The sequence below is a fragment of the Catenuloplanes atrovinosus genome, assembly GCF_031458235.1.
GTDB classification, from domain to species: domain Bacteria; phylum Actinomycetota; class Actinomycetes; order Mycobacteriales; family Micromonosporaceae; genus Catenuloplanes; species Catenuloplanes atrovinosus.
The window spans coordinates 1,169,752-1,193,412 of the sequence record NZ_JAVDYB010000001.1; the positions used below are offsets into that span (position 1 = coordinate 1,169,752).

Here is a 23,661-nt window from a genome sequence, read left to right on the forward strand (position 1 = left end):
GCGCTACGGTGTCCACGGGAACGCTCCCGGCCACCGTAGGCCATCGGTACCCCACCCGGCGACACCGCCCGCACCGCGGGCGCGTGGCCGGGCACACCACGTCCACGACCTCGCGAGGGAGGGCCGCGCGGTGTCCCGCCGGTTGATGCTGATGCTCGCCGTGATCGCCGGCGCACTGCTCGGCGCGCCCGTCCCGGCCTCGGCCGAGCCGGCCGGCACCGGGAAGTACTACGTGGTCGGCGAGCCCGTCGGCGGTCAGCGCGAATACCTGTTCGCAATCGCGCTGAAGACGCTCGGTGACGGCAATCGCTATCCGGAGATCGTGGAGCTGAACCGGGGACGGCCGCAGCCGGACGGCGGCGCGCTGGTCGACCCGACGGACGTGCGCCCCGGCTGGATCCTGGTGCTCCCGGCGGACGCGGCGGGGCCGAGCGTGCGTACCGGGCCGCTCCCGTCGGTCTCCACGGCGGCGGACCCGCCGGTGAACGCGGTGGCCGGCCCGGAGCCGGCCCACGACGGCGGCCGGGGGAACCCCACGCTGTTCGGTGTCGGCACCGGGCTGGTCGTGGCCGGCGCGCTGGCCCTGACCATGCTGGCCGTCCGCGCCGGCCGCCGTCCGGCCCCCGCGGGCGCCCCCGGGGTGACACGGCGCCGGTCCGCCGGCGGCGAGACCACCGCGACGCTGCCCAGCGGCGGAACGGTCACGCAGCGGACGTTCTCCGGGCCCACGTTCGCGGAGCCGGTGGCGGAGCGGACCGTCGCCGGGCCGATCGGCGAGGCCTCCTCCGCGGCGACCGCATCCCCCGCCGAGGCGGTGGACAGCCGCGTCGCGGCGGCCGAAAGTCGCGCCGCCGAGGCGGAACGGCGTGCCGCGGAGGCGGAGATCCGCGCCGCCGCGATCGAGGGCCGCCTCCGCGCCGGCGAACGCCGCGAACCGCCGGTCGCGCAGGCGGGCGAGCCCGCGGCACCGCAACGGACCCACGCCGCGGACGCGGACGCGGCGAGCCTGGCACCCGTCCCGCTCGACGTACCGGCGGACGGCCCGATCCGGCTCGGCACCGGCGGGCTCGTCGCCGGCCTCCCGCCCGCCGACCGCCGGGCCGCCGACCCGGACGCCTCCAATGCACCCGGCCCCGAGTCGGCATCCGGCCCTGGGTTGGCATCCGGCCCTGGGCCGGCATCCAGCCACGAAACGGCACCCGACACCGAGCCGGCACCCGGGCAGGGAGCGGCATTCGGCCCGGGGCCGGCTCCCGGCCCGAAGCCGGCATCCGGCCCGGACGTGCCGGCCGCCCCCGTGGGCGACAAGCCCCCGCTGCCCGCCCCCGCCGACCGTGCCCCCGAGGTGCGGGAGACCCTGGACGCCGGCACCGGACCCGTCCGGGTACGCCTGCTCGGCGCCACCCGCGCCCCCGCCGCGCCCGCCTACGCGTGGCTGGCCGACGGTGAGACACCGCCGCCCGCGGCCGTGCCGCTGGTGCTCGGCCGCCGGGGCGGATGGCGGCTGCACGTGGACCTGGCGCGGACCCCCGACGTGGTGACGATCGTCGGCCCGGAGGACGACCGCCGCCGCCAGGCCGCCGCGTTCGCCCGCACGCTGCACGAGTCCGGGGTGGACGTGGCCGTGGTCGGCGACACGCTCGGCGCCGAGCCGCCGGCCGGCGTGCGGCGGATCGACGAGTTCCCGCCGCTGCCCCCACGCGGCGCCGCGCCGTCCGCGCCGCACGTGGTGATCTGCGAGCGGATGCCGGCGCACGCCCGGCGGATGGCCGTGGCGACCGGCGGGCGCGCCGTACCCGTGCTGGTGGGGGACGTGCCGGCCGCGCGCTGGTCGATTCAGCTCGGCGGCGGCGCGGCCTGATCCGGCGTCAGCCGCCCGTCCGGCCCGGACCGGAACCCGGAGCCGCCGCGCGCGCCCGCCGGGTGGTACGGCCACCACGGCTCCGGCTCCCCGTACTCGCCGATCGCGCACAGCCCGGACCGGTCCGCGAGCAGCTCGGCACCGCCACCGGGCGGCGGCGCCCACACGGTCGCGCCGGTGGCGTCCGCCAGCGCGGCCAGGTTCGCCCGCAGCCGGGCGCGTTCCGGCTCCGGAGTCGGCCAGGTCAGCCAGAGCCGCAGGTCGCCGCCGTAGAGCGGCAGGTCGCCGAGCACGGCCGCCAGGCCCCGGCCCGGGTACGCCGCGCACGTACCGTCGTAGTCGCCGGCCACGAAGTCGCCGTCCCGCACGGTGACCGCGACCGTGGCCAGGCCGGGATGCCCGGGGCGCAGCCGGTGCGCGGCCGCGCGCCGGGTGACGAAGTCGGCGCGGGTGGCCAGCGCGAACCCGCCCGGCAGCGGCAGCGCCACCAGCCCGGTGCGCGGCCGCACCACGCCGCCGTCCACCGCGAACCAGCCGGGCAGCGGCGTGGCCAGGTCCGGCGGCTGGATCACCGTCCACTCCACCGGCACGCCGGTGACCCGGTCCCTTGCGATCACGGCCGGATCGCCGCCCAGCACCGCGCCCTCCGGCACGCACAGCACGTCGCGCCCGAGCAGCCCGGCCACCTCGCGGAACAGCGGCGCGAACGCGGCGCCGTCGTCGATCAGCATGCGCGCGTCGTCCGAGGGCTCGCCGCCCCGGCGGACCAGCTCCGCCAGCCGGCGCCCGGTCAGCGGCTCGCCTGGCGCGTCCGGCGTGACCAGGCCGCCGTCCGGGTGCGGCGTGAGCCGGACGTCGACGAGCCCGGCCGGATGCCGGTGCGTGGCCGGTCGCGTCGCGTGCATGCCCTCACCCTGATCGTCGCCCCGCGCGTGGTCGGGACAGCCTCTCATCGCCACGGCCGCGGTGCGAAGCCGGAGACGATCTGAATTCGTCCGCGACCGCGTTGAACGGGTCGGACCGGCGAACCGTAGTCGGGGCGACGGAGACCCGGGCAGGTGCGGCGTTGTGGAGGAGAGTTCCGGTGCCGAGGACGGATCGAGCCCTGTACCGGCTGCTCATCGGGCTGTTGCTGGCCTGTGGAGCGGCCCAGCTGACCGCGGTCGCCGGTGCCTCCGCGGCCCCGGCGGCGGAGCAGTACGTGAAGTACTACACAGTCGCCGGGTCCTACCGGGACGAGCCGGAGAACCTGACCGAGATCGCGGTGCGGTTCCTCGGCGACGGCTCCCGGTCGACCGAGATCTTCACATTGAACTCGGGCCGGCGGCAGCCCGGGGGCGGCACGCTGACCGACCCGAAGGCGCTGCGCGAGGGCTGGTCGCTGGTGCTGCCGTGGGACGCCTACGGCGACGGCGTCCGGTACGGGCTGCTCCCGGGCACCGCGTCGCCGTCCCCGACGCCGTCCGCGTCGCCGCCGCCGACCCGGCAGCAGACCACGCCGGCGCGGCCGGAACCGCCGGTTCAGCAGCCCGCGCCGCCGGCCGCCGCACCGCCGACGCCCGCCACGCCCGAGGCGCCGCCTGCCCCGCCGTCCCAGGACTGCGGCGTCACCGGCCCGGCCGCCGCGGAGTCGACCTGGGCGCAGCAGAGGCTCGCCCCGGAGGGCGCCTGGGAGACCACGCGCGGCAACGGCGTCATCGTGGCCGTCGTCGACTCCGGAGTGGACGCCAGCCTCCCTCAACTCAGCGGCCGGGTGATCGCCGGCGCGGACATCACGGCCGGCGACGGCAACGGCGACTCCGACTGCCTGGGCAGCGGCACCGGCATGGCCGCGATCATCGCGGGCGCGTCCGACCAGCCCGACACGCCGTCCGGCCTGGCGCCGGACGCCACCATCCTGCCCATCCGCGTGGTCGGTGACGGCGGGCCCGCGGACCCGGCCGAGGAGGCCACCGCGATCGAGGTGGCGGTCTCCGCCGGCGCCGGCGTCATCGCGGTCGGCACGCACGTCGACCCGGGCGACCCGCTGGTCTCCGCCGCGATCTCCAACGCGCTCACCCACGACGTACTGGTGGTGGTGCCCGCCACCGCGACGCCGCTGCCGGAGCCCGCGAAGGGCGCGGACGGCGCGCTGATCACGGTCGGCGCGGTGGACGCGGACGGCGCGCTCGCGGGCGAGGAGGGCGCGTCCGCGGACGTGGTGGCGCCCGGCATCGGCGTGGCCACGCTCGGCGTCAACGGCAGCGGCACCATCACCACCAGCGGCCCGCAGTACGCGGTCGCCTTCGTCGCGGGCCAGGCCGCGCTGGTCCGCGCCGCCCACCCCGGGCTGAACGCCGCCCAGGTCAAGCACCGGATCGAGGTCACCGCGGACCGGATGGAGACCGACGACGACGGGTACGGCTGGGGCCTGATCAACCCGGTCGCCGCGGTCAGCGCGGTCGTCGAGGGCGAGGTGGTCACGCCACCGGCCGCGTCCGACCCGGGCATCGGCCTGGGCGCCGTGATCGCGATGGTGATTGTGGTGCTCATCATGCTCGCCGCCGTGGCGCTGCTGGTGCTCCGCGCCCGCCGCTGGGCGCAGGGGCCGGTCAGCGAGCCGTACGAGGCGGAGGTGCCGGTCCGATGACCGCGCCGGCGGTGGCCGGGCCGCGGCGGGTGGCCGCACCCGGTGCACCGGAGCCCTTCGCCTGCCGTAGATTTGGCCGCGTTCTGGAGGACGGACGGTTACCCACCACATGGGAGTCACCTCGTGACCGAGTTTTCGGTGCGGTGCACCGGGGCCACGCCGTGAGCGGTCAGGAGGCACCGGTGCCGGCCGCGCACGACGAAGACCCCGGGCCGGACGCCGCGGAGCTGTCGCCGGAGGAGCGCATGCGCCTCATCCACGAGGCGCACTCCGGGCCGGTGCTCCGCTTCCTCACCCGGCTCACGCTCGGCGACCAGGACCTCGCGGAGGACCTGCTCCAGGAGGCGATGCTGCGCGCCTGGCGCAACATCGACGTGCTGCCGCGGGACACCGCCCGGGTGGCGCCCTGGCTGTTCACGGTGGCGCGCAACGTGGCGATCGACGCGGCCCGCGCCCGCAAGGCCCGCCCGCCGGAGATCGTGCTGGCCGACATCTCCCGGCTGCCGGAGCCGAGCGACGCGGTCGACGGGATGGTCGCCGGGCACATCGTCCGGCAGGCGCTGGAGCAGCTCAGCCCGGACCACCGGGCGGTCCTGATCGAGGTGTACTTCCGGGGCGCGTCCACCGCGGAAGCGGCGGCCAGGCTCGGCATACCGGAGGGTACAGTGAAATCGCGTGCCTACTACGCGGTGCGGTCCATGCGGTCGGCCGTCGGCTCGGTGGAGCCGGAATGACCACGGGGCAGGAGGGCGCGAGGGGAGGCGCGGCGCACATGGGTGACGATCACCAGCATGCCGCGCTGGCGCTCTATCTTCTCGGTGCGCTGCCGGAGCGTGAGCGCGCCGACTTCGAGCGACACCTGGCCGGCTGCGACCGCTGCCTGGACGAGGCGATGGACCTGGGCCCGACCACGAGCGGCCTGGGCCAGTTCAGCGACGACGACATCCACGCGTTCCTGACCGCGGTCGGCACCGACGACCCGCTCGCGCCGATCCCGGCCACCGCGCCCCGCGCGGCCCCGTCCGATCAGGACGGTCCGGCCCGCGAGCCCTCGCCGGGCGACCTCCCGGCCAGCGGCACGCCGGCCCACCATGTCCCGTCAAGCGGCACGCCGGCCCGCGACCTTCCGGCCAGCGGCACGCCGGGCCACGACCTTCCGGCCAGCGGCACGCCGGGCCACCATGTCCCGTCAAGCGGAACGCCGGCCCGCGACTCTCCGGAGAACGGGACGCCGGCCGCCGGCATCCCGGTCGGCGGGACCCCGGACCGCGGGATACCGGCGGGTGACACCGCGACGCGCGGTGAGACCCCGGCCGCACCCCGCCCCAGGGGGCGGGCGGACGCGCCGAGCCGCCCCGCCGACAACCGTCCGTCGTCCCGGCGCCGGCGCCGTACCGTGGTGACCGCCGCCGCGGCCGTGCTGCTGGTCGTCGTGGCCGGGCTGTCCGTGGTGTTCCTGCGCGGCGGCGACCCGTCCACGCCGGGCGATCCCGCGCTGGTCACGATCGCGGAGGCGGAGGGCTCCGGCGTCACGCTGGCGGTCTCCATCATCGAGACGCCCACGGACGGCGAGATCGTCCGCGCCACGGTCAGCGGCCTTCAGCCCGGTACGCCGTACCGGCTCTACGCGGCCGGCCGCAGCGGTGAGACGTTCGTGATCCGCGACTGGGCCGCGCGTCCCGGCGTGCACGACGTCGAGGGCCGCCTGCCCGCCCCGGCCGACACGCTCGCCTCGTTCACGGTCGCGCTCGCCGACGGCGGCCCGATCATCACCGCGCTGATCTCCGGCGCCACCCCGACCCCACGCTGACGCTGTGAGCGGCCCGCCGCTCACGGCCGGCTCAGGTCGCCGACCACCACCATGAGCTGCAACGGCAGTTCCCGGTCCGCGTGACCGACCTCCAGCACCAGGCCACGGTCGCCGATCACCCACAGGTCGACCTCGAAGAACCACGTGGTCAAATGCTCGAACAGCTCCCGCCCCGGCTCGTCGGGCAGGTCGTCCGCGAAGTACGCCTCCAGGCTCCTCCGGACCGGCTCGCCGTACCGCGCGGTGACCTGCGCGGCCAGCCGGTCCCGCTCCGCCTCGAACTCGGCGCGCACCGCGGGCAACTCGTCCGTACCGTCGAAGAAGTCCCGGCTGACCCGGAGGTCCACGTGGTGCGGCTGGCCGTGCCGCAGCGGCATCTCCAGCAGGTCCTCGAACAACGCGGTCACTCCCAGACGGTGGCGAGCCGGGCGAACACCTCGGGGTCGCTGTGCAGCGGGATCACGCACAGCAGGTGACCGCCGGGCGCGCGCAGGATGCGGCAGTCCAGCCAGCGGTCGACCTCCACGGCGCCGAGCCCGATCAGCCGCGCGGTCTCCGCGTCGAGGTCGTCGGTCTCGATGTCCAGGTGGTACCGCGGCGCGTCGTCCACGGCCTGGACCGCCAGCGACAGGTCCGGCAGCGCGCCGGGCAGCGAGGTGAACTGCGGCTCGTCGGTGCCGGGCCGCGCCGGCACGCCGAGCGCCCGGGACCAGAACGTCGCGGCCCGGTCCGCGTCCGCGCGGGGCACGTCGATGAGCCAGGTGGACAGCCGGCTGCGATGCATGACCCGCAGCCTAGTGGAGCAGCCCGGCCTGGGTGGCCAGCAGCGCGGCCTGTACGCGGTTCTCGCACTCCAGTTTGAGCAGGATCCGGCTGACGTGCGTCTTGACCGTGCTCTCCGAGATGACCAGTTTCTCGCTGATCGCGGTGTTGGACAGGCCGCGGGCCAGCAGCCGCAGCACCTCGGCCTCCCGCTCGCTGAGGTCGGCCGCGGCCAGCCGGGCGCCGGCGTCCGAGGACGGTGCCGTGCCGAGGCCGCGCAGCCGGGTGACCGCGTGCCGGGTGACCGGCGGGGACAGGAACATCTCGCCGGCCGCGGCCGCCTTCAGCGCGGGGCCCAGTTCCTCGGCCGCGGAGCTCTTCAGCACGAACCCGGCCGCGCCGTTCGCGAGCGCCTCGTCGATGTACTGCTCCTCGCCGAACGTGGTCAGCATGATCACGCGGGTGGGCCCGGTGATGGCGCGCAGCGCCGCCAGCCCGTCCACCACCGGCATGCGGATGTCCATCAGCACCACGTCCGGCTTGAACCGGTCGACCGCGGACCGGGCCTCCCGCCCGTTCCCCGCCTCCGCGACCACCTCCACGCCCGGGAGCGCGCCCAGCACCAGCCGGATGCCGCCCCGGGTCAACTCGTCGTCATCGGCGATCACGACGCGCAGCAGGCTCATGCCGCGTAATCCCGCATGCCGCGGTGTCCGTGTGGTCGCCGAGCTGATTCGCTCGCGAGCTCGCTCATGCCGCGTAGTCCTCCATGCCGCGGTGTCCGTGTGGTCGCCGAGCTGATTCGCTCGCGAGCTCGCTCATGCCGCGTAGTCCTCCATGCCGCGGTGTCCGTGTGGTCGGCGCTGAGCTGATGATTCGCTCGCAAGCTCGCTCATGCCGCTCCAGCCGGGCGAGGCGTTCTCATTGGTCCAGCATCTCCTTCGACACCAGCGCACCGTCGCGGAAACAGAAACGGTACCGGCCGAAGAACGAGTCCGCACGCAACGTGAACCGCGCCTGGTAGGAGACGCAGGTGAGACCGGGTGGCGGGTTCGTGTCGACGATCGCGGCGGTCGGCTCCGGCAGCCGCGCGCGGACCTCCGGCTCCGGCGTGCCGATCGCGATGTCGTCGTAGGTGTCCCGGCCGACCATGTACGTGGCCACCGACGTCCAGGCGGTGCCCACGCAGAGCGCCAGCACCGTGCTGACGCCGACCGCGATCAGTGCCCAGCCCAGGCGGCGGGACCGGTCCGCCCGGCGGAATTCGGTCTGCACGTCCGCGACCGGGCCCGGCGTGGTGGGCGCCTGTGGCGTCAGCGGCAGCGTGGCCGCGATCCGGAAGCCGCCGTCCAGTTCCCGGCCGTGGTAGAGGACGCCGCCGGTCAGCCGTACCCGCTCGCCGAGCCCGTGCAGGCCCTGCCCGCTGCTCGGTACGCCGCTCGGCTGGCCGGGCGTGTTGACCACCTCGGCGACCAGCGCGTCCGGTTCGTACCGCAGCGCCAGCGTGATCTCTCCGCCGCGCGCGTGCCGGAGCGCGTTCGTCACGCCCTCCTGCAGCGTCCGGTAGGCCGCGTGGTCGATCAGTGGATGCAGCGGCACCGGCTCGCCCTCCCGGCGCAGCGTGATCCGGGCACCCGCGGCCCGCGCGCCCTCGACCAGCGCGTCCGCGTCCGCGAGCCGGGCCGGTGCGGACTCGGCGTCGTCCGGGCCGCCGTCGCGCAGCACGGCCAGGATCTGCCGCAGCTCGTCCATCGCCTGCATGGACGTGCCGTGCAGCAGCTTCAGCGTGTCCGACGTGCGCACCTGGTCCGGTGCGGCCTGCAGCGCGCCGCTGTACAGCGAGATGAGCGTGAGCCGGTGACCGAGCGAGTCGTGCATCTCCCGCGCGATGCGGCTGGCCTCGCGCACCCGTACCCGCTCGGCCATGGTCTTCTGCTGCTCCTCCAGGTGCAGCGTGCGCTCGCGCATCAGCGACAGCAACTGGCGGCGCTGCGCGGTCATCCGGGCCACGATCGCCGGGAGCGCGTAGAGCATCACGAATGTGACCAGCGAGAACAGGGCCTGCACCACGCCGGGCTCGCTGTTGCGGAGGTCGCCGAGCAGCGTGATCACCAGCACCGCGAGGAACGCGCCGGTCACCCGCGGGCCGCTGCGCACGCGCAGCCCGGCCGAGACGCTGAGCGCGAACATCAGGACCACGCCGGCCTGGCCGCTCACCGCCGTGAGCAGGGCCGCCAGGACCAGCGCGGTCACCGGGTACCGCCGGCGCACCAGCACCAGCACCACGTCCACGCACCCGACCAGCACCGCCACCGCCACCGGCAGCGGGATCCGGGTCACCCCGGGCATCCCGACGGCGGTGGCGGTGAGGATCAGTGCGAGGCCGGCCTCGTAGGCGAGAAAGGCGGGCCGTGGCCACCTCGACTGCATGTCCATCACTCGGCGACAGTAATCCGGCTCTTCTCCGCGAGCGCGCCGTCCACGAAGCAGAACCGCCACATCGGCTGCTCCGCGCCCTCGGACAGCGGCTTCACCGTGTAGTAGACGCACGACGCGCCGGCCGGCATGCCCTGCTTACCCGGGTCGTCGCCGTACAGGTCCTCGTCCTTGACGTCGCGGAGCGGCTCGGGCAGCGCGGCCCGCACCTGGCTCTCCGGCGTGCCCTCCTTCTGCGCGTCGAACTGCTCCTGCGTGACGCCCGCCTCGACGATCTGCCGGCCGATGTTGTAGCCGTTCCACCCGAGCCACCCGACGCCGGCGCACAGCACCACGAGCACGATCGCGACCGCGATTCCGATCTTCTTCCGCATGACAACTCCTCGATCTCGGTGGGATGTCTCCAGCCTCCCGAGATTCCGGCGCCGATTCGTCAGCGTATCGACGGATCTTCACCGCGATGCGGTGGTACGAAAGTGCCATCGGCCGATCAGACAGAAGACCATGATTTACCCGCTTCCGGCGGGCTGAGGTCCGCATGCTCCCGCGGGCACCGGTCGGCCGCGGGCGGCCTCCCTGCCGGTGCCGTGGGTGGTGCGGGGCGCGTCTCCCGGCGGAGGACGGGGAGGATCTCCGCGCCGATCAGGTCGATCTGTTCCAGCACGGTGGAGAGCGGCAGGCCGGCGTGGTCGATCAGGAACAGCTGACGGCGGTAGTCGCCAGCGTACTCGCGGAAGCCGAGCACGCGGTCGATCACCTGCTGCGGGCTGCCCACGGCAAGCGGCGTGGTGAGCTGGTACTCCTCCAGCGAGGGCCCGCGGCCGTAGACCGGCGCGGCGTCGAAGTACGGCCGGAACTCCCGCACCGCGTCCTGGCTGCGCGGGCGCACGAAGACCTGCCCGCCCAGGCCGACCGGCGCCGCCTCGGCCGGACCGTGCCCGGCCGCGGCGTAGCGCTCGCGGAAGTGCGCCACCAGCCGGCGGGTGTGCGCGGGCGGCCAGAAGCTGTGGTTGGCGAACAGGCCGTCGCCGTACCGGGCGGCCAGCTCCGCGGTCTCCGGGCTGCGCGTGGTGCCGTGCCAGACGAACGGCGGGACGCCGTCGCGCGGGCGCGGGACCGCGGTGAATCCGGTCAACGGCGTGCGGAACCGGCCGGACCAGTCCACCTCCTCCTCGTCCCACAGCCGGCGCAGCAGGCCGTAGTTCTCCGCCGCCAGCTCGTAGCCGTCGTCGAGGTCCCGGCCGAACCAGGCGTACACGCCGGGGTGCAGGCCGCGCCCGAGCATCACGTCCAGCCGCCCGCCGGCCAGGTGCTGGAGCGTCGCGTAGTCCTCGGCCAGCCGTACCGGGTCGGCGGTGGTGATCAGGGTGGCCGCGGTGGACAGCACGATCCGCTCGGTCCGCGCCGCCAGCCAGCCCAGCAGCGCCACCGGCGCGGAGACCGCGTACGGCCGGTGGTGGTGCTCGCCGACCGCGAACACGTCGAACCCGGCCCGCTCGGCCCGCACCGCGATGGCACCGATCGCGGCCAGCCGCTCACCCTCGCCCGGCGCGCGGCCGGTGACCGGGTCGGGCGTGCGGTCGCCGATGCTGTACAGCCCGAACTCCACGATGGACCTCCTGACCGGTCAGCACGTGAGCACCAGGTTCGACAACGCCTCCAGCTGCGCGCGCCGCTCCGGCATCCCTGCCGCGAGGTCGCTGACGGCCTTGGCCCACGCGGTCTTCTGATCGCCGTCGAGCCTGTTCCGGTGGGCCTCGACGAACGTCCGCGCTTCGGTCAGCTCGCCGCCGCTGATGATCGCCTTCAGCCGGTCCAGGACCCCGCGGGTGAAGTCGTCGGCCGAGTACCGCGTCGCCTCGTCCGCGCCGACCGCGACCGCGGCCGACAGTCCGACCAGCTTGTCGACATTGTCGACGTCCTCCAGGAACTCCTTGATCAACGTCGCCGGGCGCGCCGTCGCCGACGTCTCGACGAAGCGCGGCACCAGATCGTTCCGCACGCCGAATTCGAGCAGCTGCTCGAGCACCGCCACGGACTGATCGTCCGCCAGCCGTTCCCGCATCTGCGCGATCCGCCGCCGGTTCACCTCGGTGTCGATCGACTCCTGTGCGGCCTGCAGCCGCTTGTACCGTTCGCGCACGGTGGCGGGACCGAACATCCAGGCGCCGAAGGCCGGCTCGACCTGGGCGACCGCCTCGGTCGGATCGGCCAGCCGCACCGCTTCGTCGAACATCTCGGCGGTGATCTCCGAGCTGGCCGCGGGGCGCTCGCCGAGATCGACCCGGCCGGAGGACTGGGTCCTGGACGCCGAGACGGCGTATCTCTTGTCGAGATCGAAGCCGGACCCGCCGGACACCACCGGGTGGATGACGGCGCCGCCGTACCGGCCGATCAGGTTCTTCGTGCCGGCGTCGAGGCCGGCCGGGACGACCGTGACGACCGTGGTCCGGTCCGCGCTGAACTGCTCCAGCAGCAGCGCCAGCCGGTTCCGCTGCGCCGTGACCGCCTCGCCGTCCTTCACCTGGTCGAGCAGCACGACAGGCGTGTGCGGCCGGGCCCGGGCGGCGGCGAGCAGCCCTTTCGGCATGCTGACGCGGGTGAGGTCCGTCCCGGGCGTCAGAACGATCAGGTTCTGCGCGCCGTCGGGCCGGAGCAGGCTCTGCGTGGCGCTGACCAGCCAGGAAGCCGGCGCGTGCACCTGGACGGCGGTGGGTGGCGTGGCGATGGCCGCCGCCGGGCCGATCGGTTCCAGCCAGACCAGCGTCTGCCGTTCCATCGCCTGGGTGAGGTGGTCGCGGTGCCCCAGCGGGGAGACCGAGTCGGCGTCCCCGGGCCGGGTCACGGACGGGTCGGTGAAGAGACTCTCGACGTCCGGGATCGGCCGGTCGGTCGCCCGGTGCCGGTCCAACTCCTCCTTGATCAGCCTGCGCAATTCGTCGCGTACCGATTCGGCGCGCAGCTGCGCGGTGCTCGCCGCGTTTCCCCGCGTGCGGACGCTGCGGTGGCCGCCGCCCTCGATGCGCACCTTCAGCAGTCCGGTGCCGGCGTTGTGGACCTCGGCCAGGTGCAGCGCGCGCTGCGCGGCGTGCACGGCGAACTGCCGGAGGGCCCACCGGTCGTGGACCGGCGGGTGGGCGGGGTCGTCGAGCGTGTGCTGCCTGCTGGCGAAGTCGACCGCCAGGACCGCCGGGGGCTCCCAGGAGAACTCCCTGATCCAGTCCTCGTGGGCGGAGAACACCTGGTGCAGGTTGTACTCGTCACTGTCCATGCCGGAGGTCGGGCTCATCGGGTGCGCCCACTCCCACACGCCCTGATCCGAGATGAACAGGTACGGGCGGAAACCGCCGACGTGTTCGGAGCTGCCGGGCTCGGTGAACGGCGGCCGGTACCAGGCACCGCGGACCGTGACGCCACCGGCGATGGTGTAGTGGTCGGGGCCGACCGCGCGCCTCAGCCACTCGTGCTGCGGGACGAAGGCCGACTGGTCCGGCCGCACCGGGGTGAAGCCGCGCGTGGCGACGTCCAGGTCGCCCCAGATCAACGTCTCCTGGACGCGGACCGCGACCCGTGCCGTCCGCTCGGTGGACGGCAGCGGCGCGTACCGTTCCACGCGCCGGCCGAGGTGGTCGACTCCGGCCACGGTCGCGGGCATCCGGGTGAAATCGGTGGCGTCGGTGGTCGGTGCCGGGGTGATGCCGGACGTGGGCTGGTCGACCACGCCCATGATCAGGCCACGGAGGTTGTCGCCGGTGATCTGGTCGAGAGGCTTCGGCGGCATCACCGCGGTGATCAGGCGCACCAGCGAGGCCATCACCACCTCGGTCGCGATCCCGCCCACGGCGAACCACTCCGGATTGCCCTTGATCGCGTCGTCGGCGGTCTTCCAGGTCTCCGGGCTCTTGACCTTCTCCAGGATCTTGTCGTACGCCTCCTGGAGCATGTCCTCGAGAAGCTTCTTGTTGAGGACCGTGGCACCGTTGTTCGCCTCGACCCGGTGAAGGGTCCGCTCCAGCATGTTGTCGAGGTAGCCGTTGACCACCTGGGTGACGCCGGCCGAGATGATCGGCCAGCCCACGAAGTAGGCGCCACCCACGCCGGCGAGCGCCATGACCAGCTCGAAACCCCGCTTGTACGACGCGATGATCTGCTTGGCCATCAACGTGGGGTCCGCGTCGTGCCGGTTCAGGGCCTCGCCGATCGAGTGCGTGCCGGTGTACTCGTGCCGCTGCCAGATCTCGATCGCCTTCAGTGCGAGCTGCGTGGTGGCGGTGGTGCCGACGCCCAGCAGGGCGGGCGCCGCCGCGACGCCGGTGGGCATCGCCGCTCCCGCGCCGATGTTCAGCACCGCCATGGCGTAGGTCAGCGCGGTCTCGGCCCGGTCCCGCAGCGAGCTCTGTTCGCCGGAGACGACCGCCTTCACGACCCTGTCGTCGATGGCCGCCTGGGTGAGCTGCGTGACCGTCTCGCTGAGCGTGGTCAGGTCCTCGAGGCCGGCGGACAGCGCGCGGTGCAGACCATCCCGGCGGCGCCCGGACGCCTCGTCGATGCGCCACACGGTGTCGTCGTCGAACGCCGCGTGCGCCTTCCGGAGCCGTTCGGTCGCGTGGCGCACCTTGGTGATCTCAGCCTTGATGAGTCCGAGCGTGGTGAGGCTCTCCTTGTTGACGAAGTCCTGGTGCAGCAGGGTGTCGAGGCCCTTGACCAGCGCCAGGCCGAAATCGATGTGCTGCTTGGCCGTCGCGCGCATCATCTCGGTCGCGGTGTACTCCGCGGCCAGCTCGATCGGCACCGCGCGGTGCAGGCGCTGGTCCGGCGCCGGTGCCGTGGACACCGGTTCCGTCAGCCCCGTCGTCTCGATCCGCACCGAGCGGAACCGGCGGGGCAGCGGCCCGGCGGCCACGGTGGTCCCGTGGCCGCGCAGCACGGACAGCCCGTCCGCGTCCCGGATCACCAGATACCGCCGAGGTCTCGCCTCGCCGTCCACCGTGACGACGAGGATCCGCCGCTCGCCGGTGGTCATGGCGTCGAGCTGGCGGATGAGGTCGTCGTGGCTGATCGCCGAGCTGATCATGCCGGTCGGCGCGGGCAGCGCGGTCAGCCCGCCGTGCCGGCCGTTCACCACCTCGGCGGGCAGCCCGAGATGCGTCTCCGCGTCGCCGAGGTGCCGGATCTGCCCGTGCATCGGCTCGTAGTGGGCCGCGATCGCGGGATCGGTGGCCGGCCGCTCGTGCTCGCGGTCCAGCAGATGCCGCTCCGGGACGATCCGGACACCGGTGGCGAACTCCGGGCTGGTGACCCGGTGCCGGGCGTCGATCGGGAGGACCCGGTCGTCGCCCTCGGTCAGCAGGTCTCGGCGCCCCTGCACGTCGAGGTAGAGCCCGTGCGCCGCGCCCCGCCGGTCCAGGGCGTCCCGGGTGATCGTGGCCGCGGTGTCGCCGGCGAGCACCTCCACCATCCGCCCGCCCGCGCTGCCCTGCTCGTGCAGCACGGCGCCGATGTTCAGCGCGCCCAGCGCGCCGTCACCGAAGTGCACCTGGACGAGGCCGTCGACCCGCTCGGCCTGACGTGCCCACGCCGGGATCTCGTGGTGCGAGTCCAGGGCGAGGAACAGGCCGGACGGTACGACCTGGACGGAGCTCAGGCAGTCGGTGAGCGCAGGCATCGGGTCTCCCGGCGAGGATCAGTGGCAGGTCGCGATCTTGGTCAACAGGGCATCGAGCCGGCCCTTACGCTCCGGGGCGGCGGGCGTCAGCACGTCCCAGATGATGTGCGCCCAGGCGGTGCGGTCCTCGCCGGTCAGGCAGTCCAGCGCGTCGAGCAGCGCGTCGTGGTCGGCGGCGGGGGCGTCCGGGGAGGCGTGGACGATGTCGAACGCACGCGCGGCGATGGTGGCGTGGGCGCGCAGGATCTCGGGGTCGCGTGGCCCGCGGGCCGCACGCTCGCCGTCGAACTCGCCCTTGCCCCGCATGATCGCCAGCGTGTCCGCCACGGAGAGGCCGGCCGCCGGGCTGACCGTGGCCTGGATCAGCTCGCGCAGCCAGAGCAGCCCGGTCGCGTACGGCCCGGCCGGCATCGCGCCGCCGTGCAGCGCCGGCGTCAGCGGGCGGTTGGTCAGGTAGCCGAGCAGGAACTCCGCGGTCACCGGCCCGGTGTGCGGCGCGGTCACCTCGGTGACGAACACGTTCTGGGGTTCGGCGACCGAGCCCGCGCCGTCCGTCACCCGCCCGGCGGTCCGGAGCAGGACCTCGACCGCCGGCAGCACACGGTCCGGATAGACCGTGGCCGGGTGCGGCGTCGATGCGGCGCGCCGCTCGGACGCCGCGAGCAACCGGTTGAGGTGCGCGGCATGCTCCGGTGCCCGCAACCGCTCGGCGTGCGCGCGGTAGTGCGTCTCGGCCGCGGCCCAGGTGTGGACGGCGAGCAGGTCACGCACGACGGCCGGCGTGCTCGTGTCGGGCGCCGCGGCGACCTGGAGCGCCCGGTGGATCATGTCGCTGGTCGGCGTGGCGTACCGCTCGGTGGCCGCGCCACCGCGCAGTTCCCAGACCAGTTCGTCGTCCAGGCCGGCCGACTGCGTCAGCGGCTGGACCGACGTGCCCCCGTACTGCTCGACGATCGCGGTCAGCTCGTCGTTGGCGGCGGTGGCCAGCACCACCGGCGGGTCCGTGTACCGGCGCAGCGTCTCGTGCAGGTCGCCGCGGAGTTCCGCGGTGAGCCTGCCCCGGAGGGCGGAGTGGCGGACGTCCACCAGGATGACCGGCCCGTCGAAGGCGGCGGCCGCGTCCAGCAGCGTCCCCTTGCGGCCGGACCGCCCCGCCCACGGGCCGACCAGGACCGCGCGGCCCTCGGCGCGGGTGTTGACGGCCAGCCGCGCGGGCGCCGGCGGCGCGGGCTCCGGGGTGGGTGGGGTGTACGGCCTGCCGGCCGGATCGAGCAGCAGCGCGGTGGCGTGCCGCTCCGCCGCCCTGGTGTACGCGTCCACCGCGCCGTCCACGTCGAACGGCACGAACCCGCGGTCGTACTCCGGCACCCACACCGGGGTCCCGTCCGGCCCGGTGATCAGCCACGTCGCGGTCTGCCTGCCGGTCTCCGGCACCCAGCCCTGGACCAGCGCGGCCGAGGCGCGCCCCGAGGTCAGGTGCGCCGCCAGCCCGGCCGGGTCGATCGGCTGGAAGGTCCCGCCGAGCAGGTCCGCCACCCGGGCCGGTGTGACCGGCACCGGCGAGTCCGGGGCGCTGATCACGGAGCCGAACAGCACCTCCGGCACCGCGGCCAGCGTGGCGCCGGTCGAGGCCGCCGACGCGTGGGCGCGCCATCCCGACAGCCGCTCCAGCGGGGACCCGTCCGGCCGCTCCCGCAGCGCGGCCAGTCCCGCGCGCTGCGCCTCCACCTCCGGCGGGGCCAGCCGCTCCGGAACGCCGTCCGCGTCCCGTACCGGCCGGCTGACCGCCACGCCGAGGTACTCCATCGCCTGCCGCAGCACGCCCGGGTCGTCGACCGCGGTCAGCGGTCCCGGATCGAACACCTTGACCAGCACGTCGACGCCCTGGCCGACGTTGCGGCGGAGCTGCTCACGCAGCCGGACCGAGGTGACGTCCGTCGTGGAGACCAGCACGGTCACGCCGGCCGGCGGGTCGGCCCACGCGCGCAGCGCGGCCAGCAGCCCGTCCGGGATCCCCCCGGCCCGATCGCTCCGGAAGATGACCTGGCCGTCCCCGGCCGGCAGCAGGAGATCGTCGCAGATCGGAATCAGGCCCACGTCGGTCTCCTCACCCTGGCTCAGCGGATCCGGGCGGGCGCCTCACCGTCCGGCCGCGGGCTCGCCGTACCGGACTGTCCGGTGGATCGACCCTGCCAGGGCGGCCGGGGAGTTCGTCAGTCCCCGAAAGCGAGGACCACCGGGTCCCCCGTTCCGGTTCCGGAGCGGGGACGCCGGCGCCCCGGCCGGCTCATCCCCCCGCCGGCCGGGGCGCTTCGCGGGCGGCGGCGGTGACGCCGGGTTCCCGGCCCACCGCACCCACCCGTCCGGTCAGCGCGTGTCGCGGGCGATGCGCGGACCGCCGGGCACGCCGGCGCCCGGCGAGTCGACCGCCTCCATGTAGAACCGGGAGTGCCGGATCAGGCCGTCGCGGACCGTGACGATGATGACGCCGCGCAGCTCCTGGCCACCGGCGTTGGCGTAGTGCCACTCGCCCCACACCTCGTCGCCGGCCTCCACCGCGCGCGTGATCGACACCTGGATGTCCGGGGACTGCGCGAAGATCACCTCCCAGTTGCGGCGCACCTGCGCCGGCCCGTCGAAGGAGCGCGCGGGATGCGCGGGCCACTCCGCCGAGAAGTCCTCACCGAAACACGCGGCCACCGCGTCGAGATCATGGTCGTTGAGCGCCTTGACCAGGCGCATCACCACGGGGTTGTCCATGCCGACGACGCTAACCCGGCCCGTCGCCCACCCGCCGGGGCCAGGATGTACCACCCGGGGGCGCAGCCGGCGGTCAGGACAGGCGGTAGGTGATCGGCAGGGACTTGAAGCCGCCGATGAACGTGGTGTCCGTGAGCGCGGCGTCGCCGGCCAGGTTCACCGCGGCGAGGCGGGGGATCAGCGCGCGGAACAGCGTGCGCATCTCCATCCTGGCCAGCGCGGCGCCGAGGCAGTGGTGCGGCCCGAAGCCGAACGCGAGGTGGCTGCCCGCGTTCGGCCGCGTCACGTCGAACGCGACCGGGTCCGGGAACTTCTTCGGGTCGAGGTTCGCGGCCGGGTAGGACAGCAGCAGCCAGTCGCCGGCCGCGATCGGGGTGCCGCCGACCTCGGTGTCCGCGGTCGCGGTGCGCATCATGTGCCGCAGCGGCGAGGCGTACCGGATCATCTCGTCCACCGCGCCGTCGATCAGCTCCGGGTTGCGCCGCAGCCGGTCCAGCTGGTCCGGGTGCGTGATCAGCGCGTGCAGCCCGCCGGTCAACGCCTTGGCGGTCGACTCGTAGCCCGCGGTCGCCACCATCATGTGGTAGCTGGTCGCCTCCACCTCCGGGATCGGCTCGCCGTGGACCAGGCCGTTGGAGACCGCGCTGGCCAGGTCGTCGGTCGGGACGGCCCGGCGCGCGGCGGTCAGCGCGTACATGTAGCCGAACATGTTCTGCAGCACCTGCGCGTCGCCGTCCCGGGCGAAGAAGTCCTGGGTGAGCGCGATGACCCGCGGATACTCCTCCTCCGGCAGGCCCATGATCTCCAGGATCACCTTCAGCGGGTACGGCATGGCGACGTCCACCGCGAAGTCGCACCGCCCGTCCAGCTCGGCCAGCCGGTCGAGCGCGTCCTGGGCGAGCCGGTCCAGCCGCGTCTGGAGCCGGGCCAGGCTCCCGGGCCGGAACCAGTCGTTGCCGAGGCGCCGGTACGCCGCGTGGTCCGCGCCGTCCATGTGGATCAGCGTGCGCGGCGCCGGTCCCGCCTCGCGCTGCGCCCGCAGGTCCGCCTGGTTGATCAGCCACGGCTGCGGCGCGTTCTGGAACAGCTCCGGCCGCCGTTCGACCTCCATGACCTCCTCGTGCCCGATCACCGCCCAGAACGGGTCGAACCCGTCCGCCGTGATCCGGTGGATCGGTGACCGCATGCGCAGCTCCGCCACCTCCCGATGCCAGGCGTACATGTCCGTGTAGCGGTCGGGATCGGTGAAGACGGTGGTCACGTGGCCCCCAGCGAGGATCAGCTGTCACGATACGGACGAATCCTCGCGGCCGGTGCGAACAACTACAATTCTTGACTGTCCACTCAGGAACCGCTAAGGGGCGACTCAGTCGATCACGAATTGGTCGAGGTCGACGGAGGAGTGGGTGGCGTGGAAGAAGCGGATCTCGGTGTCGCCGACCGGCAGGTCGATCGGGATGGTGACGGTGGCCGGGTCGATCCAGCTGTCCTTGCCGGCCAGCGAGAGCGAGACCTTGTCGCCGTTGTTGACGATGACGTCCAGCGGGCGCGGGCCGCCGCCGCAGGTGTAGTAGATGGTCAGCTGCCGCCGGCCGGCCACCGGCACGCCACGCACGTGCACGGTCAGCGCCTGCCCCTGCCCCAGGTACTGGATGCGGCTGCCGGACGCGCAGGTCGGGCACTCGGTCGCCTCCACCCGGAAGCGCTCGTTGGCCGGATCGGTCGCCGCGATCCTGATGGTCCGGAACGTGGGCGGCGCCGGGGAGGACGGCGCGGCGGAGGACGGCGAGGGCGGCGTGGACGGCGACGGGGACGGTGACGGCGTGGGGGAGCGGCCGAACCCGTCCTCGGCCGACGGGCTGGGCGACGGTGACGGTGACGACGGCACCGCCGCGGGCGCGGACGGCGTCGTGACCGAAGCATCAAGATCAAGATCAGGGTCGGAGACCAGCGCCGGTACGGCCAGCGTGGTCGCCAGCACGGCCGCGGCGAGCGACCCGATCGACCACCAGCTGCGCCCCGCCACGCTCATCGCCACCCCTGCCAGCGCGCCACGGCCTCGGTCCGGTTGGTCACGCCCAGCTTCGCGAACAGCTTGTTCAGGTGGTTCTTCACGGTCTTCTCGCTGACCGCGAGCCGCTGCCCGATCGCCGCGTTCGACAGCCCGCCGGCCAGCAGCGTCATCACCTCACGCTCCCGTACCGTCAGCTGGAAACCGTTCCGGGCCGCGCGCTGCCGCTCCGCGCGCGCCGCGGCCTCCTGCTCCCGGGCGAAGGCCTCGCGCATCGCGCTGGCCGCGATGGACGCGGCGGTGGGCGTCAGCCAGCCCTGACCGGCCGCGACCGCGTGCACCGCGCGCAGCAGGTCCGGCGGGTCGAACTGGCCGTAGACCAGGTAGCCGCGGGCGCCGCCGCGCAGCATCGGCGCGATCAGCTCCGGCTCCGCCGAACCGGTCAGGACCAGCACGTTCGACTGCCGGGAGATGTCCGTGATGACGGAGAGGCCGTCCGCGACCGGCATGCGGTAGTCGAGCAGCGTGACGCGCGGCCGGTGCCGGATCACGGCCTGCAGCCCGGCGCGGCCGTTGCCGGCCTCGGCCACCACCGCGACCGTGCCGTCCGACTCCAGCAGCGGGCGCAGCGTCGCCCGTACCGTCGGATTGTCGTCCACGATGACCACCGTGATCATGTCGTGGATCCTGCCAGTGGCACCTGGACGTGCACGCTGGTGCCCCGGCCCGGCCGGGTGACCACCTCCAGGCCGCCGCCGATCGTCCGGGCCCGCTCGGCCATGCCGACGATCCCGTGATGCCCGAGATCCTGCAGCGTGAGCAGGTCGGCCGGCATGGTGAACCCGTCGCCGTCGTCGCGCACCGTGAGCGTCACCGCGCGCCCGCGCCGGGTCAGCGCCAGCGTGACCGTGACCCGGCCGGCGTTCGCGTGCCGCTCGATGTTGGTCAGCGCCTCGTGCGCGATCCGGGTCAGCTCGTAGCGGACCGGCACCGGCAGGTCGGTCACGTGCACCTGCGCGCTGGTGTCGATGCCGGTCCGGGCGGAGAACCGGCCGCAGAGCCGGTCCAGCGTCACCTCCAGCGCCTCGTCCGGCGAGTCCAGGCGCAGGCCCTCCAGCAGCTCACGGGCCTGGAGGCTGGCCGCGGCGGCGCCCTCGGAGATCGCACCGGCGAGCTGCTCGGCCAGCGCGGGCTGCCGGCGGACCGAGCCGGGCAGCGCGACCGCGGCCAGCGACATGCCGCGCAGCGTCTTCGCCACCGAGTCGTGCAGCTCGCGGGCGAGCCGGGCGCGTTCCAGCGCGGCCGCGTCGCGCTGCGCGATCGCCACCCGCATCACGTTCAGCCGCATCTGCCGGATCAGCGCGCGGGCCGCGATCGCGGCGGCCACCCCGGCCAGCACGCCCGCCACCGGCGCCGCGACCAGGTAGACCGCGACCGCGGCGTCCGGCCGGGTCTCGCGCAGGATGGTCACGCAGACCGCGTACCCCTGCGCCGCCTGCGCCGTCCACAGCGGCCACGCGGCGGCGCCGAGCAGCACGCCGGCCAGCGCGGCGGACCCGGCCGCGTGCACGAAGTAGGGCACGCCGCCGCGGCTGAGTGCCAGCACCGCGAACAGCAGCACCGCCTCCGCGGCCAGGATCGCGACCGGATGCGCGACCACGCGCGGCCACCGGGTGAGCACCGCGATCTGCGCGGCGGACGCCACCACCAGCACCACGATCAGAACCACCAGCCGGTATGGACGATCGTCCGCGACCGCCAGCCCGGCCGCGGCGGTGGCCACCGTCACCAGCGCCCGGCCCAGCAGAACGGCGCGTCCGAGCGCCGCCGCGACGACGGGCTCGACGCGGCCGTCAGCGGTTTCGGTCAACGGTGCGGCCCTCGCCTGGTGAAGGAGAACGGCCCTGGCGGGCGGCCCACACAGTAACCGAAATCGGGTCGGGGCGGGAAGTTTCCGGTTCTGGGCCTTTAGGCCTACCTCGGCGCGGCGGGGGAGCGCTTACCGTACCGGCGGCCCTGAGGGCCTATGCCAGCTTTTATGGGGAGTGACCCGTGTCGTACACGTTTACGAAGTTCCGTGAGGCGGACGAGCGGCCGCGCACGCGGTTCGGCCGCCTGGGCCGGTGGGTGCGCGGCCACCGCACGCTGGCCGCGACCGCCGCCGGCATCACGCTCGTCGCGGCCGGTGCCGCGGTCGCCGGCGGCCCGCTGGCCGGCGCCGCCACCAACGGCGAGCCCGCCCCGGCCGGCGCGGTCCGCGCCGCCGCGTTCACCGCGCAGTCCGGCGCGCAGACCGAGGGCACCAGCGACGCCGGCGGCGGCCAGAACGTCGGCTGGCTCGCCGCCGGCGACTGGCTGCGGTACAACGGCGTCGATCTCGGCGCCGCGGGCACGCTCACCACGTCGCTGCGGATCGCGGCCGCGTACCAGGACCGCCCCGGCAGCGTCGAGGTCCGCGTCGACTCCGCCACCGGCCCGGTCGTCGCCACCGTCCCGGTCACCGCGACCGGCGGGTGGCAGAGCTGGAAGACGGTCACCGCGACCGGCACCTCGCCCGGCGGCAAGCACGACGTGTTCCTGCTGATCAAGAGCGACCAGAAGCAGGACTTCGTCAACCTGAACTGGTTCGCGTTCGCCGGAGCCGGCACCGGCGCCACCCCGTCCGCGACCCGGCCGGCCACGCCGACGACCGGTGCGCCCGCGCCGTCCGCCTCGACGTCCACGCCCGCGCAGCCCGCGCCGGCCACCGGCTGGATCCCGGTGGACCAGGCCGCGTGGCAGGCGCAGCTCGACGCGTTCGCCACCACCGTGCCGCAGGCGCCGCCGCCCGGCCGAGGCCGCAACCCCGAGTTCAACGCGACCTGTACGTACAGCCACTCGGCGCCGGACGACCCGATCGTCTTCCCCGGCATCGCGGGCGCGTCGCACATGCACTCGTTCTTCGGCAACCGGTCGACCAACGCGAAGACCACCACCGAGAGCCTGTTCTCGATGACGGACACCACCTGCGAGCCGGTCGAGGACCACTCCGCGTACTGGATGCCGACGCTCTACGTCGACGGCAAGGAAGTCCAGTCGAACATGTTCATCGTCTACTACGGCTCGCTGATGAAGGACACCACCGGAGTCATGCCGATGCCCAACGGCATGCGCATGCTCCAGGGCGACGCGAAGCGGCAGGTCAACACGCCGGTCGGCGCGCAGAACCAGTTCTACTGCTCCGGCGGCCCGCTGGACGGCGTGGGCCGCAGCGCGGACGGCAACTTCCCGATCTGCGGCGACGGCGGCACCGTGCACTTCACCATGCGGTTCCCGGACTGCTGGGACGGCAAGCACGTGGACAGCCCGAACCACAAGGACCACGTCACGAACGGCTTCAACGACGCCTGCCCGCCGAGCCACCCGGTCAAGATCCCGGCCGTGACGCTGTCCATCTACTTCCCGACCGCGGGCGGCAAGGACATGAAGCTCTCGTCCGGGCTCGCCTCCTCGATGCACGCGGACGGCTTCTTCGCCTGGGACGTGCAGGCGATGAACCAGCGCGTCAAGAACTGCGTGCACCAGGCCGTCGCCTGCAAGAGCAACGGCGATTTCTGACCATCCCCGGGTACGAGGCCGGCCGGCGCACCACGCGCCGGCCGGCCCTTCCTGCGTTACATCCCACATGACCCGAATTTCCGTGAACGATCGCGCTTCCCATCTCGTTTGCAAGTCACGCCCGGCGGGC

At 74.1% G+C, this 23,661-nt stretch carries 19 protein-coding genes; 5 read left to right on the plus strand and 14 right to left on the minus strand.

Annotated features, from left to right (window positions below; all coding sequences use genetic code 11):
- Window positions 1-130 precede the first annotated feature (130 nt).
- Complete coding sequence (locus J2S41_RS05090; protein ID WP_310363650.1) at window positions 131-1,861, plus strand: hypothetical protein; 1,731 nt, start codon at window positions 131-133, stop codon at window positions 1,859-1,861.
- On the opposite strand, the gene J2S41_RS05095 is transcribed toward J2S41_RS05090, so the two are convergent.
- Complete coding sequence (locus J2S41_RS05095; RefSeq protein ID WP_310363653.1) at window positions 1,837-2,766, minus strand: hypothetical protein; 930 nt, start codon at window positions 2,764-2,766, stop codon at window positions 1,837-1,839. The genes J2S41_RS05090 and J2S41_RS05095 overlap by 25 nt on opposite strands.
- Window positions 2,767-2,945: 179 nt before the next feature.
- Here J2S41_RS05095 and J2S41_RS05100 point away from each other — a divergent pair, with 179 nt between their 5' ends.
- The 3 genes from J2S41_RS05100 (at window position 2,946) to J2S41_RS05110 (ending at window position 6,300) form a co-directional block, all read left to right on the plus strand.
- On the plus strand, window positions 2,946-4,490 hold the full coding sequence (locus J2S41_RS05100; RefSeq protein ID WP_310363654.1) for a S8 family serine peptidase: 1,545 nt from the start codon (window positions 2,946-2,948) through the stop codon (window positions 4,488-4,490).
- A 161-nt stretch (window positions 4,491-4,651) separates the two neighbouring features.
- Window positions 4,652-5,224 (plus strand): sigma-70 family RNA polymerase sigma factor, encoded by a 573-nt coding sequence (locus J2S41_RS05105; RefSeq protein WP_310363655.1) that lies wholly within the window; start codon window positions 4,652-4,654, stop codon window positions 5,222-5,224.
- Window positions 5,225-5,262: 38 nt separating this feature from the next.
- Window positions 5,263-6,300, plus strand: coding sequence for a zf-HC2 domain-containing protein (locus J2S41_RS05110; RefSeq protein WP_310363657.1), 1,038 nt, complete (start codon window positions 5,263-5,265; stop codon window positions 6,298-6,300).
- A gap of 20 nt (window positions 6,301-6,320) precedes the next feature.
- Here the strand turns inward: J2S41_RS05110 and J2S41_RS05115 are convergent, their stop codons facing one another.
- The 13 genes from J2S41_RS05115 to J2S41_RS05175 all read right to left on the minus strand — a co-directional run bounded on the left by J2S41_RS05115 (window position 6,321) and on the right by J2S41_RS05175 (window position 21,804).
- Window positions 6,321-6,707: a hypothetical protein gene (locus J2S41_RS05115; RefSeq protein ID WP_310363659.1), complete on the minus strand. Its 387-nt coding sequence runs from the start codon at window positions 6,705-6,707 to the stop codon at window positions 6,321-6,323.
- Window positions 6,704-7,084: a VOC family protein gene (locus J2S41_RS05120; protein WP_310363661.1), complete on the minus strand. Its 381-nt coding sequence runs from the start codon at window positions 7,082-7,084 to the stop codon at window positions 6,704-6,706. The genes J2S41_RS05115 and J2S41_RS05120 overlap by 4 nt, the downstream gene beginning before the upstream one ends.
- Window positions 7,085-7,094: 10 nt before the next feature.
- On the minus strand, window positions 7,095-7,748 hold the full coding sequence (locus J2S41_RS05125; protein WP_310363664.1) for a response regulator: 654 nt from the start codon (window positions 7,746-7,748) through the stop codon (window positions 7,095-7,097).
- Window positions 7,749-7,983: 235 nt separating this feature from the next.
- On the minus strand, window positions 7,984-9,498 hold the full coding sequence (locus tag J2S41_RS05130) for a sensor histidine kinase (protein ID WP_310376293.1): 1,515 nt from the start codon (window positions 9,496-9,498) through the stop codon (window positions 7,984-7,986).
- On the minus strand, window positions 9,498-9,872 hold the full coding sequence (locus J2S41_RS05135; protein WP_310363667.1) for a hypothetical protein: 375 nt from the start codon (window positions 9,870-9,872) through the stop codon (window positions 9,498-9,500). The genes J2S41_RS05130 and J2S41_RS05135 overlap by 1 nt, the downstream gene beginning before the upstream one ends.
- Window positions 9,873-9,988: 116 nt before the next feature.
- Window positions 9,989-11,107, minus strand: a complete 1,119-nt coding sequence (locus J2S41_RS05140) for a CE1758 family FMN-dependent luciferase-like monooxygenase (RefSeq protein ID WP_310363669.1) — start codon at window positions 11,105-11,107, stop codon at window positions 9,989-9,991.
- Between the two features lie 18 nt (window positions 11,108-11,125).
- Window positions 11,126-15,163, minus strand: coding sequence for a hypothetical protein (locus J2S41_RS05145; protein ID WP_310363673.1), 4,038 nt, complete (start codon window positions 15,161-15,163; stop codon window positions 11,126-11,128).
- A gap of 18 nt (window positions 15,164-15,181) precedes the next feature.
- Complete coding sequence (locus tag J2S41_RS05150) at window positions 15,182-17,260, minus strand: hypothetical protein (RefSeq protein WP_310363676.1); 2,079 nt, start codon at window positions 17,258-17,260, stop codon at window positions 15,182-15,184.
- Between the two features lie 270 nt (window positions 17,261-17,530).
- The gene (locus tag J2S41_RS05155; protein WP_310363678.1) at window positions 17,531-17,923 is read right to left on the minus strand and encodes a nuclear transport factor 2 family protein; all 393 of its coding nucleotides are present in this window, start codon (window positions 17,921-17,923) and stop codon (window positions 17,531-17,533) included.
- Window positions 17,924-17,996: 73 nt separating this feature from the next.
- Window positions 17,997-19,184, minus strand: coding sequence for a cytochrome P450 (locus tag J2S41_RS05160; RefSeq protein ID WP_310363681.1), 1,188 nt, complete (start codon window positions 19,182-19,184; stop codon window positions 17,997-17,999).
- Window positions 19,185-19,289: 105 nt separating this feature from the next.
- Window positions 19,290-19,955, minus strand: coding sequence for a carbohydrate-binding protein (locus tag J2S41_RS05165; RefSeq protein ID WP_310363683.1), 666 nt, complete (start codon window positions 19,953-19,955; stop codon window positions 19,290-19,292).
- A complete protein-coding gene (locus J2S41_RS05170) occupies window positions 19,952-20,611 on the minus strand; it encodes a LuxR C-terminal-related transcriptional regulator (RefSeq protein ID WP_310363686.1) in 660 nt (219 codons plus the stop codon). Before J2S41_RS05170 ends, J2S41_RS05165 begins: the two co-directional genes overlap by 4 nt.
- Entirely contained in the window at window positions 20,608-21,804 is a 1,197-nt protein-coding gene (locus J2S41_RS05175) for a sensor histidine kinase (protein ID WP_310363690.1), read from the minus strand. Before J2S41_RS05175 ends, J2S41_RS05170 begins: the two co-directional genes overlap by 4 nt.
- Window positions 21,805-21,986: 182 nt before the next feature.
- Here J2S41_RS05175 and J2S41_RS05180 point away from each other — a divergent pair, with 182 nt between their 5' ends.
- Complete coding sequence (locus tag J2S41_RS05180) at window positions 21,987-23,531, plus strand: DUF1996 domain-containing protein (protein ID WP_310363692.1); 1,545 nt, start codon at window positions 21,987-21,989, stop codon at window positions 23,529-23,531.
- The last annotated feature ends 130 nt before the right edge of the window (window positions 23,532-23,661 follow it).